The organism is Streptomyces sp. NPDC043176 (genome assembly GCF_056436715.1).
Genome location: NZ_JBWKCA010000039.1, coordinates 1 through 15,309 on the forward strand (window position 1 = coordinate 1; position 15,309 = coordinate 15,309).

The following is a 15,309-nucleotide window of genomic DNA, read 5'->3' on the forward strand; positions in this document are numbered from 1 at the left end:
CCGTCAGGCCGTCAGGCCGTCAGGCCGTCAGGCCGTCAGGCCGTCAGGCCGTCAGGCCGTCAGGCCGTCAGGCCGTCAGGCCGTCAGGCCGTCAGAAGACCGGTCACCGATAGCGAATCTTTCGGCTCCGCTTTCTGAAATGTTGCATTCCCCCTCTGAGCCAGGCGGCTGTCGGTCATGATGGTCGGGCCATGGCGACCTTCCGCGCGAAGGGCGCCCCGACCAGCCGTGGTGTGGTTCGGCCACGTGCGCTCGAGATCCTGTTCCATCGTGCGCAGCCCTGCGCCCCGTGACTCCCAGGCAGCGCTCTTCGCGCCACGTCCTCACTCACGCCCTTGACTTCGGCGTGCCCTCATCGAAACCGGAGTGTCTGCTGTGCCTGACCCAAGGGCCACGGCCGTTTTACCGAAACGGGCGGGGCCGCAGCCGGTTCCGCCGCCGCCCGATGTGCGCACCGGCCCCGCTGCTGGTCCCACGTCCTGCCTTGAGCCGGGAGCTGCTTTTCCGCGCTCCGGATACGGAAACGACCTGGGAGGTCATGCCGAATGAAGGTTGCAGTGAAGTCGGGCCTCAAGCGGCTCCTGGGGCGCACCGGATTCGACATCGTGCGCAGTACCAACAACCGGGGTGGGGTGGACGACTTCCTCCCGTTCGAAGCCACCATGCGGGCGGCGCGGTCGGCCGGCCTCTCAGTCGGCGACTACCTCGACGAGGTCATGAACGGCACCCCCGGTGCGACCCAGTCGACCATCGACGAACTGCGCGCCGTCGGCGTCTTCGCCGCCGATCCGAAGACGGTGCTGGAGATCGGCCCCGGGTCCGGCCGGTACCTGGAAAAGACCCTGAAGGAGTGTTCGCCAGGCCGCTACGAGATCTACGAGACGGCGGCGCCTTGGGCCGACTACCTCGTGGACACGTTCAAGGTGGTCGCCCGACCGACCTCGGGCAGCAGCCTCGCTCCCACGCCCGACGGCAGCGTCGATCTCGTCCAGGCCCACAAGGTGTTCAACACCGTGACCTTTCTCAGCGCATCCCGCTACTTCCTCGAGATGGCACGCGTCGTCCGCCCCGGCGGCCGGATCGTCTTCGACGTCATGACGGAGACCTGCCTGGACCCGGCGACGATGCGCGACTGGGCGACGAAGGGCGGGGCAGGGCACGACTCCTACCCAGCCGCCATGCCCCGCCAGGCGTGCGTGGACCTCTTCGCGACCCTCGGCTGCAGCCTGGAGGCCAGCTTCCCGGCCCCGATGGGCTTCGCGTCCACCGAGGTCCTGGTCTTCAGGAGGTGACCGTCCCTCCCCTGTCCCAGGGCTTCGCGCTGCCCGTGTCGCCCGCTGGGTTCGTATGGCTGGAGCAGCTGCCCGGGTCGACGGTGTCGTCCGCGTAGGGCCCTTCCGGGCCCCGGCAGGCGGCGAAGGTCCGGTGGTAAGTAGCGCCAACTCGTCGGGGGTGGAGCCCAGTTCTTTCCTGGCCGAATCCGAGAAGTCGGCCGTGGGCCGGCGCCGGAAAACCGCCTCTCTGACCGCAGTTCCGTGAACGACTCGGCTTGAGTCCGGACGGGGTCAGTCGTCGGCTGCGACCAGCAGTGTGAGCAGTGAGTGGTCACGGTCGACGGCGACGTACTCGTGGAAGTCCATGTGCACACCGCCCCAGTCGTGAAACGCCCTCTGCCCCAGATCTCGGAGGTGGTAGCAGTGGGTGGCCGAGTCGATCACGGTGCACATCGCTGAGGCGAGCGTCTCCTCAAGGGACTTCGGGATGGACCCTTGCCGGTCGGTCCAGTCGCGGAGCGTCTGGAGTGCTTCGGCGTTGCCAATCGGCTCGTAGGCCCGCGCCGTGACGTGCCTGAGCCAGTACGGGCCGTGGCGGGTCCCCTCAGGATCGACGCCGCCGCCTGCGTAGTCATCACGGAATTGCTCGTGCGCGACGAGCGCCGCCAGCAGCTCACCGTCCGGAACGTCCCCTGTGAATCGGAACGACTTCACATCGACCCACCGGTACCCGTGGGGTCCGTGGCCTGTGAAGTCATGGTGCCGAAAGTTCACGTCGCGTCGAGCGTCCAGGACGAGCTGTGTCACAGGCGGACGCTATCGCGCCGGCGAGAGGGCGATGGGCCTGGGGTTCCCGGCTCCGGTCAGCCGGTGGTGCGGGAACGTTCTGGCAGGGGATCCCTCGGTTGCGGGGCAACAGGCGTGGCGCCATCGCTGGATCGGGCCAGCGCACGCTGGGGTGGGACTGGCGGCCTCGGCGGCGTTATTGAGGTGAGTCGCTGGTGTCGGCTGCTCTGTTCTGGCGGTCTGGGGGCGGGGCGGGGGTGGCTGCCAGGCTGGCAAGGAGCTTGAGCCGGTCTTCGTCGGGGGAGCCGGGTTCGGCGGTGTAGAGGGTCAGGGAGTGTGCCTCTCGGGTGGACAGGGGCAGGTCCAGCGGCTGGTAGGTGAGTTCGAGCCGGCCGGCGTCGGGGTGGTTGAAGGATTTGACGCCGCCGTGGTGGATGCGGACGTCGTGGGCGGCCCAGCGGGTGCGGAACTCGGTACTGAGGGTGGACAGCTCTCCGATGAGTTCCCGCAATGCCTTGTCGTGGGGGTAGCGGCCGGCCTCGGCGCGCAGCAGGGCGGCGGTGATGGTGACCGCCTGGTCCCAGTCGGCGACGAAGTGCCGCGCGGTCGGGTCGAGGAAGTAGTGGCGAGCGCAGTTGGGGCGGCCGTGGTCGTCGGCGGTGTCGCTGCGGAACATGGGTGAGAGGACCGCTCGGGCGAGTGCGTTGGTGGCGACGATGTCGAGACGACCGTTGGTGACGAAGGCCGCGGACAGGGTCATGGAATCGAGCAGCCACTGGACGCGGGGTGGGAGGTCGACGGCCTTGCGGCGCCGGGGTGCGCGGCCGGCGGGCTGGGCAGCGCGGGGAGGTCGAAGAGGTAGGTGCGTTCGTCGTCGTCGAGGTGGAGTGCGCGGGCGACCGCGTCGAGGACGTCTTCGGACACCCCGTTGATGTGGCCTTTCTCCAGGCGTGTGTACCACTCGGTGCTGACACGCCGGCGAGGACGGCGACTTCCTCCCGCCGCAGGCCGGGGACACGGCGCCGGCCGCTGGTGGGCAGCCCTGCCTGCTCTGGGGTGATCCTGGCGCGTCGGCCGGCGAGGAAGTCCCGGATGTCGGAGCGGTTGTCGGGGCGCTTGTCCATGCCTCCACGGTAGGCGCGTGCCGCCGGGTAGGGAGGTGGAGCTTGTACCCCCTATCACCACGACCTTCCTGACCTGCGTGAATACCGGTTCTCTGGGATGGACACCCCACCGTGACACCCTCTGGAGCCCCACCATGCAAGGAGCGACCCTCCACGCCTCCGTCGACGAACGCGTCGAGCAGCGGCCACCTGCCTCCCGTCGGCTTCCCCTCGTGGTCTACGTGCCGGCCCTGGGGACTTTCCTGATGGGCACGACCGAATTCGTGGTGGCGGGTCTGCTGCCGGAGATCGCGGGCGACCTGCAGGTGAGCGTGGCCCGTGCGGGTCTGGCGATCACCGTGTTCGCGGTCGGGCTGATCATCGGTGCGCCGGTGATGTCGATGCTGACGCTGCGGCTGCCCGCCCGCCCGCCGGACGCTGATGCCGGCCCTGGGTGTCTTCGCCGCGGGGCACGCGATCGCCGCTGTCGGTGAGGGCTTCGGGTTGCTGCTTGCCGCGCGTTTCCTGACCGCGCTGGCGACCGGGGCGTTCTGGGCGGTGGCGAACGTCGTGGCCACCGGGGCGGCCGGCCCGGCCGCGAGCTCGCGCGCCGTGGGAGTGGTCGGTTCCGGTGCCATGCTCGCCAACGTCGTCGGCGTGCCGCTCGGCGCGTTCGCCGGGCAGCTGATGGGCTGGCGCGGACCCTTCTGGATACTGACCGTCCTGGCGGTGGCCGCGGTGGCGCTGATCGCGCGCCGGGTCCCGTACGAGACCCGCGGCGGGCAGACCGTGTCGATCCGGTCGGAGCTGTCCGCGCTGCGCTCGGGCCGGCTCTGGCTGGTGCTGGCGGCCTGTGCCACCACGAGCGCCGGCGTGCTGGGCACGTACACCTACGTCGCGCCGTTGCTGACCGACCGGGCGGGAATCGCCGCGGGTCTCGTGCCCCTCGTCCTCGTCGGCTTCGGTGCCGGCGCCCTGGCGGGCTTCCTCACCGGTGGTCGACTCGGTGATGTCCGCCCGTACGCGACCACGATCACGGCCGCGGCGTCGGCCACGGTGATCCTGCCGGCGCTCGGCCTGCTGTCGGGCTTCGCCGTCCCTACGGTGGTGCTGGTCGCCCTGCTCGGGCTGGTCGGGTTCCTCGGCACCCCGGTCCTGATCGCTCTGGGCGTCCGGTTCGCGGGCAAGGCCCCCACCTTGGGCTCGGCCCTGACGGTGTCCGCGTTCAACTTCGGCACCGCGGTCGGCTCCTGGATCGCCGGGCTCGCCCTCGACTCACCCTTCCAGGCCGCCGGACCCGCCATGGTCGGTGCCGCCTTCGCCTCGCTGACCCTTATCCCCACGATCACCATCGCACTCGTCCAGGGTCGCCGCGGGGGGCCCGCCCCCTTCTAGGGCCACCGGCGGCGGGACCGTCTCTAGGGCTGTCGGCGGGACCGTCGGACGACACCGACGACGCCACACCGGAACATTTCCCCTCATTCCCCAGGAAGTCGTGCCTTCCTGATCACACGCAGGCGCCCGAGGCGCCGGAAGCACCAAGCAAGGAGAACCACCATGCGTGGAGTAGTCATGCACACCGCCGGTGACGTCCGGGTCGAGGACCGCGACGACCCGAAGATCGTCGAACCGACCGACGCCGTCGTCCGGCTGACCGCGACCTGCATCTGTGGCTCCGACCTGTGGCCGTACCGGGGCATCGAGTCCGCCGACCACACGGCCATGGGTCACGAGTACGTCGGCGTCGTGGAGGAGATCGGCTCCGAGGTGAAGAACGTCAAGGTCGGCGACTTCGTCGTCGGCTCCTTCGTCATCTCCGACAACACCTGCGAGATCTGCCGATCGGGCTACCAGTCCGGATGCGTCCACCGCCAGTTCGTGGCGGGCACCATCGGCACCCAGGCCGAGAAGGCCCGCATCCCCTACGCGGACGGAACCCTCGTCGCCACCCCCGGGCACCCCGACGAGGACCTGATCCCCTCACTGCTCGCCGCCTCCGACGTGCTCGGCACCGGCTGGTACGGCGCCGTCGCCGCCGAAGCCGGCCCCGGCAAGACCGTCGCCGTCGTCGGCGACGGCGCCGTCGGCCTCATGGCCGTCCTCGCGGCCAAGCAGCTCGGCGCCGAGCGCATCATCGCGATGTCCCGCCACCCCGAACGGCAGAAGCTCGCCCGCTTCTACGGCGCCACCGACATCGTCGAGGAACGCGGCGACGCGGGCGTCGCCAAGATCAAGGAACTCACCGGCGGGCTCGGCGCCCACTCGGTCGTCGAAGCCGTCGGCACCCGCGAATCCACCATGCAGGCCATCGGCGCCACCCGCCCCGGCGGCCACATGGGCTTCGTCGGCGTCAACTACGACGTCCACATCCCCGGCTTCGACCTCTTCCTCGCCGGCATCCACATGGAAGGCGGCCCCGCCCCCGTCCGCCGCTTCCTGCCCGAACTCATCCAACTCATCTGGGACCGCAAGATCGACCCCGGCAAGGTCTTCGACCTCACCCTCCCCCTCGAACAAGCCGCCGAAGGCTACAAGGCCATGGACGAACGCCGCGCCACCAAGGTGCTCCTGCGCCCCTGAGTCATCCCGTGTGGCGCCGCCGACCGGCGTCACGCAGCTCAGTCATGTCTCCCAGTCCCTGTCCCAGTCCCAGTCCCAGTCCCAGTCCCAGTGATTGGACAGGACTCTTCGCAGATGAACCCCACCTGCGACTTCGCCCGGGCAGGTCGCCCTGGTCACCGGTGCCGCCTCCGGCATGGACCTGGCCACCGCTCGCGCCTTCGCCCGCGCCGGCGCTGCCGTCGTCCTCGCCGACCTCCTGAATGCCTTCCGCCCTCGGGGCTCCTCGTGGGTCCTCGTGGGTCTCCAGAGTGCTGCGGACCTGTTTCAGGTCAGGTCGGTGCGAGGGTCGATGGCCCAGTGGTGGGTTTGCAGGACTCGACCGGCGAAGGGCACGTCTTGGCTGCCCAAAAACCGGAAGCCGAGAGCGCGACAGATACCGTTGGACGGGGCGTTGGCCGCTGCGGGGAATGCGTGTATCAGCCCCCACCGGCCGTCCTCGCGGGCCAGCTCAAGCAGCATCCGGACGCCCTGCTTGCCGAACCCCCGCCCCTGGTACTCCGGCAAAACCATCCAGCCGATCTCGCAGATACGCCCGCCGTCTGCGTCGTGGGACCACAAGGCCACGGTTCCCGCGACCACGCCCAGCCCTGCCCCATCGGGCACGATCATCTTCGTCCAGTCGGTGCCCGCTGCCACCCGTTGCACATCACGCCGGACCTTCGCCTCCATCCCCTCGCGAGGCACCGGTCCGCCCAGCTCGGCCATCATGACCGGGTCGCACCGCATCCGGACGTAGGCATCGACGTCGCCGTACTCGACATCACGTAGCAGCATCGGTGTTGCCCCCTCTGGTCTTCGGATTCAGACATCATGATGGCGGCGGCCGACCTCAGCCGCGTAGGCACCCCAGTCCCTACCGGCACGCCGGCTGAGGGCAGGGCTCCCTTCCTTCACGTGGCTTTGAATCCCATGCGAGGTGCGTGCCCCGGGCACCCTGATCGACCGGCCGGACCTGCTGTTCGAAGCCCACTCCTGGACTGCCCACTCCTGGACTGGCCACTCCCGGGCTGCCCACTCCCGGACTTCGTTCTTCGAGGCCTTCGAGTACGTCTCCGAGTGCGCACCCGCATGGAGGGCCTGCTCGTCTCCCTGGTCGCGGTGCTGGTGGCGGAGAGCTGCAACATCAGCCTGATCCGGTCATCGCCTCGGACAAGGCCCTGTTGCTTCTCGGCGGTCTCGTCTCCGCGGCGTTCGGTGATGACGAGGAGGTGACTGCGGAGGCGGCGGCTCCCGACCGAATTCGCATGGCCACCGAGGGGGGCGCGGTCCACGAAGTGACCATCGTCCCAGGCGGTCGGCCCGACCACGTCGTCTTCGTCGGCTAGGGACTGTCCGACATTCCACGTGCCGTGGAGTGGGGGCAGTGCAGGGTGCCGGGACAGACCCTCATGGCTCACTCCCCCGCCGAAATCGGATACACACGTGGCTGGTGACGGCACTGTACGAAGCCTCACCTGGGCGACGAGCTTGGTGGCGGGGCGGTCGGGTTCGCTCCGGTGGGGGCAGGGCAGGGTTGCTGGGGTCGGGGAGGGGGCTGTGGTTTGCCCTTGCCGGCGTCAGGGGGGAGGCCGATGGTGTTGCTCAGGTCGACGCCGGTCAGATTCGCGCCGGCCAGAGTCGCGCCTGTGAGATCGGTGCTGAGCAGGTTGGCTCCGCGGAGGTCAGCGCCCATCAGGAAGGCGCCGGCCAGGTTGGCGTGGCTGAGGTCGGCATTGCGCAGGTCGGCGCCCGTCAGGTTGGCGCCGGTCTTGGCATTACCAGCCGGGATTTCTGGTGGGTAGGACAGTTGTGCGTTGTTCAGCACGGCGTTGCAGAGATCGGCCCCGCCCAGATTGGCGGAGGTGAGGTCGGCGTTGCGGAGATCGGCGCCCGCCAGGTCCGCGTTGAAGAGGAAGGCGCGGGTCAAGTCGGCGTCTTCCAGGTGGGCTCCAGTGAGTTGACCGCCGTCGTCATCGGACTGGAATTCTTCGTCGACGGAGGAGAACCGGGCGTCCTGGAGATCCGCTTGATCGAGACGCGCACGGGTCAGGTCGGTCCGCACGAAGTTCGTGTTCGGCAGCTTCGCGCCGCGGAGGTCCGCGCCCTTCAGCACCGAGTCATGTACGCGTGCCTTCTCGGCGTTCACTCCCGTCAGGTCGGCCCCGGTGAGATCCACCCGGGTGAGCACGGCGTCGGCCAACTGCGCGTCGTTGAGGAAGGCCCGGTTCAGGTCGACCGCCGTGAAGTCCACGCCGCGCAGGTCCGAGTTCTTCAGCCGGATTCCGCCGAACGGGAGCCGGGGCACTCTGGGAGGCCCGCCCGGTACGTCGCTCTGCACTCTGAGCCGGAGGCCTCGCAGGTCGCTGCGTGACCAGTCGACGAATGCAGAGCCGTCCCGGCCCGGAGGGCGTTCCGCCAGCACTCCGATCACGGCCCCGACCAGAGCAGAGGGCTCGGCGCCAGCCTTCTGCTTGGCGAAGCCGGTGGCGGGGACGGGGGCGTGGGACCGGACGAACGCGGAGAGGACCGACACGATGCGCGGCTGGTCACGCGCCGAGTCCTCCATGATCCGCTGCAACGCGTACATGCCGCCGTACGTGAGCTCCTCGTCTTCCTCGCTCAGCTGCTCGATCGCCGCGGTGAACCGCTCGGTGATCTGCCCCTGCTCCGCGATCCGCAGCTCCCTGTTGCCCTGCTCGAGGGTGTCGGTCCCCTGTCTCCAGGTGAAGATCAGCGCGATGACGGCAGCGAGGCCCGGCAGGAGCGAGCCGGCGATGAGCCAAGGTGATGTCTTCGACCCGTGCCGCCGGCCTTCGCTCGCTCGCGGTCGATGGCCATCCAGACGGAGGCGCGACCGGTCGTCTGTCATCTCCCCATGGCACCTGACATGGTCCTGCGGCGCCTTTCCGAGGCAAGCAGGTGGGTGAATGCACGAGAGAGGACAGCTCCACGCGGGTGGTGTACCCCGACGACGAGGACGCTCGGACGCCCACGCCCCCGCAAACTCGTAGCGTCATTCGGTGCTACGGGCGGCTCCGCGTTGCGTCCTCTCAATCTGGCGGCGTTGTCGGTCGTGGTCGGCGATGGGGAGCTCGATCTTCATTTGGCTGTCACTCATGCATGCCCCCACGGTTCGGCCACGCCTTCGGCGACACGGACCCACGGCCTTCGACCTTGACCGAACACAAAAGGGCACCCTCCAATGAGGCGGCTACGTTCGGCCGACACGAGCCTGCGCGCGGACGAGCTCTCAGGCCGAGACCCAGTGGGACGCCAGGACAACTTGACGGACTCGCTGGTCCAGGCCAGGGACCGCTGGGCGCCCCGCACGATCGGGGCGGCGCAGACCTCCGGGTCTCTCGGCGGGCGTGAGTCGCCTGCGCTCCACGGATCACGTCGTGACAACTCCACCGGGGCGGGTACCAAGGCGTTGGAGGCTCGTGGCCGGGTTCGGGTTCGGCGGCCACTCCCCCAGATCGGAGGTGATGCCATGTGATCGGATGGGGCTATGAGCACTCGGACCTTGTATTTGTTCAGCAGCGCGGCGACGCCCGCCTTCGACATCGCCTGGGTCATCGAGGAGGCTCAGGCCGCCGGCTGGGACGTGTGCCTGGGTCTCACTCCGACGGCGGCGCGGTGGCTCGGCCAGTCTTTGGACGGTCTTGCCGTGCTGACGGGGCACCCGGTGCGGTGGGACTACCGGATGCCGGGCGAGCCGGACGTCTGGCCGCAGCCCGATGCCATCGTCGTCGCGCCGGCCACCTTCAACACGGTGAATCAGTGGGCTCTCGGGATCACGGACAAATGGCTCGTCGGAGTCGTCGCCGAGGGCATCGGCAAGGGGATCCCGATCGCGGTGATGCCGTGTGTGAATCAGGCCTACGCCGCCCACCCCCAGTGGGAGCAGTCGATCCAGACGTTGCGGGGCGCCGGTGTCCGGGTGCTCTACGGCGAAGGTGGATTCGTGCCGCACGAGCCGGGCGAGGGCGAGCCGGCGACGTACCCGTGGCACGCTGCGCTGGATGCGGTGGCGGACGTGCTGCACGCTGTCTAGTCGTGGTCTGGGGAGCGGACGTCGGGGTAGTGGCACGGCCGGCGGCTTCGGACTGGGGCGGTGGTTCGATACGTCCGCGGACGTGAGGGCTTGCGCCCTCCTTCAGGGCGCCCGGGTAGTTCGCTGCGTGTGACGTACGGGCACAGCTGCATGGGCCGGACCCTCGACTGATCGCCGTTGTTGCTGTCCGTCACCCGTGGGGTGCGGCCGTGCTGGTTGCCGTACCCGGCCGTTCGGGGGACGCGCGGGCCGCGTCCGGCGCGTTCCCGTGCCGCAGGGGCATCCCTTGGTGGGACGAAAGGGAGAAGTGATGCCGCTCTATCTGTCGCGGTTCAGCTACACACCGGAGACCTGGGCGAGGTTGACCGCGCGGCCCGAGGACCGTGCGAAGGCCGCTCAGGCGTACATCGAGTCCGTCGGCGGCAAGCTGCACGGCTTCTGGTACGCCTTCGGCACGCACGACGGCTACAACCTGTGGGAGGCCCCCGACAACGTGTCCATGGCCGCGGTCGCATTGGCGATCAGTGGGGGCGGCGCCCTCAGCTCGTTCGAGACGACGGTTCTCATGACCGTCGATGAGACGTTGGATGCCCTGCGCAAGGCCGAGCGGGTCCAGTACCGGGCACCGGGCGCGTAACGGTCCGGAGCGGTGGGGTTTCGGGTGGCGCGATGAGTGGTTCGCCCATGCGCCGGATGAGTGGTTCGCCCATGCGCCGGGGGACAGCGGACCTCTCCTGATCACTGGCGGAGGGGTTCGCGCCTCGCGTGCGGATCGCGGACCGGGGGCACGGCACGTTCCCTGGGGGCGTGTCGGCATGGGGCCTATCGGAGGGCCGGGGTGCTGGGGTCGGTGGTGACGTCGGCGCAGGCGGGGTCGGGGTGTGGGGGGGTTCTGGTGGTCGACGGCGTGGGTCCAGCGGGTTGTGGCGGCGGTGAGGTCGGCGGCGGTGGCGAACCAGATCCATCCGTCGTCGTAGTCGGGGTGGGGGACGGTGCCGACGATGCAGGGGTGGCCGGGTTCGAGAGGCAGGTAGGTGGGCTTGGTCTTCGCGTACGTTCCGTCGGCCTGTCGCAGGACGGACTGGCCGATCGTCATCGTCGCCGGTGGGGTGCCCTTGAGTGGTTCGACGACGGTGACCTTCGACAGCAGTGCTCCGCCGGGGGCCTCGTCCTCTTCGCGGTATTCGACGGTGCGGTCGACGGTGACCAGGGCGATGGTGTGGGCGTAGCCGGCTTTGTCCTCGTCGGTGTCGGTCGCGGGCAGGCACATGTCGTGCGCGGCGGATGGGGGGCGGCGCGCGGGTGCGGCAGGAGCGCGTCCGGCGGCGCGTTCCCGAGGTCGTACGGCGGGCGGGCCTGACGCTGGTCGAAACGGCGCGCTCGTCGATGCGGGGCATTCGTCGAAACAGCGCGCTGGTCGAAACGGCGTCCTCGTCGATGCTTGGTGAAACCGAGTCGGGGTCCCGTTGGTGTTCGGGACCCCGACAGATCGGTTACGGCCGGTGGGTCAGTTGACGGTCCACCGCTGGAGGGTGCTGCCGGTGTCGGGCTGCTGGGTGACCAGGGCTCCGTTGGTGGAGGAAGCGGTCGTCATGAGCAGTCCGCTCGTCGCGGAGGCGACGGTGTAGGTGCCGTTGGCCTGTGGGGTGAGGGTCCAGCGCTGGTTGGGGCCGCTGGTGCAGGTCCACTGGATGATCTTCGCTCCGGCGGTGGTGGAGGCGCTTTCGACGTCGGCGCAGAGTCCGGACTCGGCGTTCTTGAGCTCGTAGGTGCCGTCGGTCCGCCGGGTGAAGGTCCAGTTCTGGTTGGCGCCGCCGGTGGCCGTCCAGGTGATGAGCTGGGTGCCGTTGGTGGTGCTGTGGTCGGGGTTGTCGAGGGCCTTGCCCGCGGCGGTGAGGGTGTGGACTCCGTTGAGGGAGGGAGTGACCGCCCAGGTGAAGGTCGCTGTGCCGACGGCGCTGCCGGAGGAGGCGGTGACGGTGACGGTGGAGGTTCCCGCCGTGGTGGGGGTGCCGGTGATGAGGCCGCTGGAGCTGATGCTCAGTCCGGTGGGGAGCCCGGTGGCGGTGAAGGTGAGGGGCTTGCCGGCCGAGTCGGTGGCGTTGATCTGGAGTGAGGCGGCGGTGTTCAGGGGCGTGTTCTGGTTGCCCGGGCTGCTGACCGACACCGTTTCGGGGGCCTGGGCGGTCGGGGTGAGGGTCAGGGTCTGCTCGCCGGCGGTTCGGGTGCCGCCGACCGTGTTGCCGGTGGTGTTGGTCCAGCTGCGGGTGGGCGTGGTCTCGGCGAGTCGGTTGGTGTCGGAGGAGAGGCCGATGACGAGGCCGCTGTAGCGGTTGACGATCTTGTACGTGCCGGTGGCCGTTCCGTCGGTGTGCGAGGTGCCGCGGACGACGAACCACTGTTGTCCCACGGCGGCGCTTCCGGTCTGGGCCGCGCTGACCGTGGGCTTGGTGCCCCAGGCCCGGGTCGCCGTGGAGCCGGTGCCGACGCCGAGCAGCTGTCCGGTGCTCGCGTTGGCGATGCGGTACGAGCCGTCGCCGTTGGAGGTGAAGGTCCACGACTCCAGGGCGGAGCCGGAGGAGGAGGCGAGCGACGTGGTGGCCGAGCTTCCGGAGACCTGCGCCAGGATCCGTCCTCCGCCGCCGGCGATGCGATAGGCCTTGGAGGTGTCCACGGGAGCGGCGGGCTCCGTGGTGGTGATCGTCAGGTTGACGTACTCACCGCTCGCCTCGCCGGAGCAGCCGAACGAGCAGTACGAGCGGAAGTCCTTGCCGACGATCGTGGAGCTGGTCTTGTTGGCGCTGTCGAGGAACCAGCGGTACCAGGAGGCGTTCTTGTACGAGCCCGTGTCGCCGAGGCGGAACCACTTCTGCGTGGCGAGGTTGTCGGTGGCGTAGATCTCCTGGGAGGCGTTGCCGCTCTGGTCGACCGCCTGCGGCTGCCCGATGTACAGGCCGAGGTGGGCGTTGTAGGTGATGTCCATGACGAAGAGCGGGGAGGTGGCGGGCGTCAGCCCGTTGGCGATCTGCTGGCTGACGTTGCCGCTGTTCGCCGGGTTGTATTCCTTGGCCGGCGCGACGTATCCGGTGGTGTTGGTGCCTCCGACCGGGACCATGGTGCTCTCGCGGCCGCCGACACCGGGCTCGGACCAGGCGCCGTTGTACCACTTCTGCCAGGAGCCCGGCGCCATCTTGGCCGAGATCGGGGCGCGGGCGACGTGGCCGTAGAAGGCTGCCCAGCCGCCGCCCTTGTTCACGATGCGGGAGCCGTAGAAGGCGTAGAAGTAGCCGGAGGCGGTGTCGGCGAACAGGCGCTGGTCACCGGTGCCGTAGTGGTAGGTCTGCTGGGGGAAGGCCGTGGTGTCGCCGCGCTTGGTGCTGTAGTGAGAGGTGATGACGTGGCCCTTGATGGTCCACGTACGGCCCTGGTCCTTGGAGACGGCGTAGTCGATGCCGTCGTAGTGGGAGTAGTCCGCGAAGGGCTCCGGGGTGAACTCGTTGTGCACGAGGCCGTACCAGTCGCCGGTGTCGGGGTCGACCCACACGCCCGCGAGGTCGCAGTAGTTGCGGTGCGCGTAGGTGCCCGTGGAGGGGGCCTGGGTGGACTCCACGCCGGTGGGGCTGTTGTTGCAGCGCCAGGTCGTGTCGTTGTTGCGGTCGTTGCCGTTGGCAGGGTTGACCGCGTCGCTGAGGGTGCTGGAGCGGGTGGCGGTGTCGAGGTTCGTTCCGGTGTAGAAGGTCCACTTGCGCGAGTCGCTCGCGCCGTAGAGGGCGTGGGCCTGCTGGAAGTAGAAGGTGCCGTCCTTGTCGATGTAGGTGCCTGCGGGCGTGTCGTCCGGGGTCGTCCAGGAGCCCTTGGCTCCGGCGGTGACGGTGTAGGAGGCGGTGGTGGAGTCGGCGGCTGCCGTGGGCGTCGTCAGCACGCTGCTGCCGGTGATGACCAGTGCGGCCGCGGCGAGTGCCCCGGCCAGTCTGGTTCGAGGGGTGGTCACGAGTACTCCTTGATCGCAGGAGCCGTGGAAGGGGGACGGCTCCTTGGGTGGTCCGGCGTCCCTTCGGGACGGCGGTGGTGCTCGGAGCGGCTCGTTGCGCTCCAAGTGCGGTGCTCTCTTCGCGGGACCACGGCGCACCACGTGGAGCGCGTCCGGTACCGGGGGGAGCTTTCGGGGGCACACGGCGGGGCGTGTGTTCCTGTGGGGGCGACCGCGTTGCGGTGCGGTCGCGGAGGGAGGTGGGGCGTCCCTATTGGGGGGGTGGCGGCGCGTCGTGCGGTGCGCCTCGCAGGCGGAGAGCCGTGCCGTGGGGGGGATGTCCCGGTTGCGTCGGGTGATGGTGCCGGGGCGGGCAGGGAGCGGAGGGTGAGGCCTGTGCGCCCAGGCGACGTTCCGCGCCGGTCCGGGCGGCCGCCGGGTTGCGGCTGCCGCGGGTTGGGTGGACCGTACGGCTCATTTGACCGGTAAAACAAGAGTTGCGGCGGGGTAACTTCCGTTTCCCTGGGCGGGGGTGTGCGGAGGGCGCTCTCCACTCCCCTGAGCCCCGACGCGCGCCGAGGCAACGAACCCCGGGAGCAACGGTGTTCTTCGGCTCTGTGAGCGCCTCTGGCGGGCCCTTAACCCGGTCGCAGGCAGATGTGGGGCCCGTGGGTGTCAGACGAGCGCCAGGACCCGCAGGAGACGTGCGACCTCGGACGCGACCTCCTCGCGGGCCGCTCCGATGTAGGTGCGGGAGTCGCTGACCGTCGGCCGGCGGTCCAGTTCCCGCCTCACGGTGGCGGAGAAGATGCCGTTGAGGTGGGTGGAGATGTTGACCTTCGTCATGCCGGCCGTGACGGCCTTGGCCAGGTCCGTATCGGATACGCCCGAGGAGCCGTGCAGGACGAGGGGCACGCCGGCGCTGCTGCGGAGGCGGCCGATCAGGTCGAAGTCCAGAACGGCGTCGCGTGTGGCCATCGCGTGGGAGCTGCCGACCGCGACGGCGAGGCAGTCGACGGCGGTCGCCGCGGCGAACGCGCGTGCCTCGTCCGGGTCGGTGCGGACCCCCGGGGCGTGGGCGCCGTCCTTGCCGCCGATCTCGCCCAGTTCGGCCTCGACGAGGACGTCGGCTCGGTGTCCGTACTCGGTGACCGCCCTCGTCGCGGCGACGTTCCGCTCGTAGGGCAGCTTGGAGGCGTCGAACATGACGGAGGTGAAGCCGAGCCGTACGGCTTCGCGTACGAGGTCCTCGGACTCAGCGTGGTCGAGGTGGACGGCCACGGGCACGGTCGCCTCCTCGGCCAGGCTCAGGGCGGCGCGGCCGATGGGGGTCAGGGAGCCGTGGTAGCGCACGGTGTTCTCGCTGATCTGGAGGATCACGGGAAGGCCGGCACGGTGGGCTCCGTCGACGATGGCTTCGGCGTGTTCGAGCTGGACGACGTTGAAGGCTCCCACCCCCCGGTTCTGGGCGTAGGCGGGGCCGATGATGTCGTCAGTGGATGTCAGGGGCACGGGTGGTCT

The 15,309-nt window shown here is 69.5% G+C and carries 11 protein-coding genes and 1 pseudogene; 6 read left to right on the top strand and 6 right to left on the bottom strand.

What is annotated here, in order from left to right; translation table 11 throughout:
- The first annotated feature begins 545 nt into the window (after positions 1 to 545).
- Entirely contained in the window at positions 546 to 1,292 is a 747-nt protein-coding gene (locus AC067A_RS35700) for a methyltransferase domain-containing protein (protein ID WP_479247525.1), read from the top strand.
- A gap of 273 nt (positions 1,293 to 1,565) precedes the next feature.
- Here AC067A_RS35700 and AC067A_RS35705 read toward each other — a convergent pair whose 3' ends face one another.
- Together AC067A_RS35705 and AC067A_RS35710 are read right to left on the bottom strand one after the other, a co-directional pair.
- Positions 1,566 to 2,081, bottom strand: a complete 516-nt coding sequence (locus AC067A_RS35705) for a hypothetical protein (RefSeq protein ID WP_479247527.1) — start codon at positions 2,079 to 2,081, stop codon at positions 1,566 to 1,568.
- Between the two features lie 175 nt (positions 2,082 to 2,256).
- Positions 2,257 to 3,184: pseudogene (locus AC067A_RS35710) on the bottom strand (helix-turn-helix domain-containing protein).
- A 212-nt stretch (positions 3,185 to 3,396) separates the two neighbouring features.
- On the opposite strand from AC067A_RS35710, the gene AC067A_RS35715 reads away from it, so the two are divergent.
- From AC067A_RS35715 to AC067A_RS35725, 3 genes are all read left to right on the top strand, one after another.
- Positions 3,397 to 3,657, top strand: coding sequence for an MFS transporter (locus AC067A_RS35715; RefSeq protein ID WP_479247531.1), 261 nt, complete (start codon positions 3,397 to 3,399; stop codon positions 3,655 to 3,657).
- Entirely contained in the window at positions 3,605 to 4,558 is a 954-nt protein-coding gene (locus tag AC067A_RS35720; protein WP_479247533.1) for an MFS transporter, read from the top strand. Before AC067A_RS35715 ends, AC067A_RS35720 begins: the two co-directional genes overlap by 53 nt.
- A 162-nt stretch (positions 4,559 to 4,720) precedes the next feature.
- Positions 4,721 to 5,743, top strand: a complete 1,023-nt coding sequence (locus AC067A_RS35725) for a zinc-dependent alcohol dehydrogenase family protein (protein ID WP_479247535.1) — start codon at positions 4,721 to 4,723, stop codon at positions 5,741 to 5,743.
- A gap of 306 nt (positions 5,744 to 6,049) precedes the next feature.
- Here AC067A_RS35725 and AC067A_RS35730 read toward each other — a convergent pair whose 3' ends face one another.
- Positions 6,050 to 6,559: a GNAT family N-acetyltransferase gene (locus AC067A_RS35730; RefSeq protein ID WP_479247537.1), complete on the bottom strand. Its 510-nt coding sequence runs from the start codon at positions 6,557 to 6,559 to the stop codon at positions 6,050 to 6,052.
- A gap of 676 nt (positions 6,560 to 7,235) precedes the next feature.
- A complete protein-coding gene (locus tag AC067A_RS35735) occupies positions 7,236 to 8,633 on the bottom strand; it encodes a pentapeptide repeat-containing protein (RefSeq protein ID WP_479247539.1) in 1,398 nt (465 codons plus the stop codon).
- Between the two features lie 639 nt (positions 8,634 to 9,272).
- Between AC067A_RS35735 and AC067A_RS35740 the strand changes: the two genes are divergently transcribed.
- Entirely contained in the window at positions 9,273 to 9,818 is a 546-nt protein-coding gene (locus tag AC067A_RS35740) for a flavoprotein (protein ID WP_479247541.1), read from the top strand.
- 310 nt (positions 9,819 to 10,128) lie between these two features.
- Positions 10,129 to 10,455, top strand: a complete 327-nt coding sequence (locus AC067A_RS35745; protein ID WP_479247543.1) for a GYD domain-containing protein — start codon at positions 10,129 to 10,131, stop codon at positions 10,453 to 10,455.
- A gap of 870 nt (positions 10,456 to 11,325) precedes the next feature.
- Here the strand turns inward: AC067A_RS35745 and AC067A_RS35750 are convergent.
- Entirely contained in the window at positions 11,326 to 13,809 is a 2,484-nt protein-coding gene (locus AC067A_RS35750; RefSeq protein WP_479247544.1) for an RICIN domain-containing protein, read from the bottom strand.
- Positions 13,810 to 14,463: 654 nt separating this feature from the next.
- Entirely contained in the window at positions 14,464 to 15,300 is an 837-nt protein-coding gene (locus AC067A_RS35755; RefSeq protein WP_479247545.1) for a class II fructose-bisphosphate aldolase, read from the bottom strand.
- Between the last annotated feature and the right edge of the window lie 9 nt (positions 15,301 to 15,309).

Excerpts from the sequence above, each read along its gene's own strand:
- AC067A_RS35700 (WP_479247525.1), top strand. The coding sequence starts at position 546 with ATGAAGGTTGCAGTGAAGTCGGGCCTCAAGCGGCTCCTGGGGCGCACC.
- AC067A_RS35720 (WP_479247533.1), top strand. The coding sequence starts at position 3,605 with ATGCCGGCCCTGGGTGTCTTCGCCGCGGGGCACGCGATCGCCGCTGTC.
- AC067A_RS35725 (WP_479247535.1), top strand. The coding sequence starts at position 4,721 with ATGCGTGGAGTAGTCATGCACACCGCCGGTGACGTCCGGGTCGAGGAC.
- AC067A_RS35730 (WP_479247537.1), bottom strand. The coding sequence starts at position 6,559 with ATGCTGCTACGTGATGTCGAGTACGGCGACGTCGATGCCTACGTCCGG.
- AC067A_RS35735 (WP_479247539.1), bottom strand. The coding sequence starts at position 8,633 with ATGACAGACGACCGGTCGCGCCTCCGTCTGGATGGCCATCGACCGCGA.
- AC067A_RS35740 (WP_479247541.1), top strand. The coding sequence starts at position 9,273 with ATGAGCACTCGGACCTTGTATTTGTTCAGCAGCGCGGCGACGCCCGCC.
- AC067A_RS35745 (WP_479247543.1), top strand. The coding sequence starts at position 10,129 with ATGCCGCTCTATCTGTCGCGGTTCAGCTACACACCGGAGACCTGGGCG.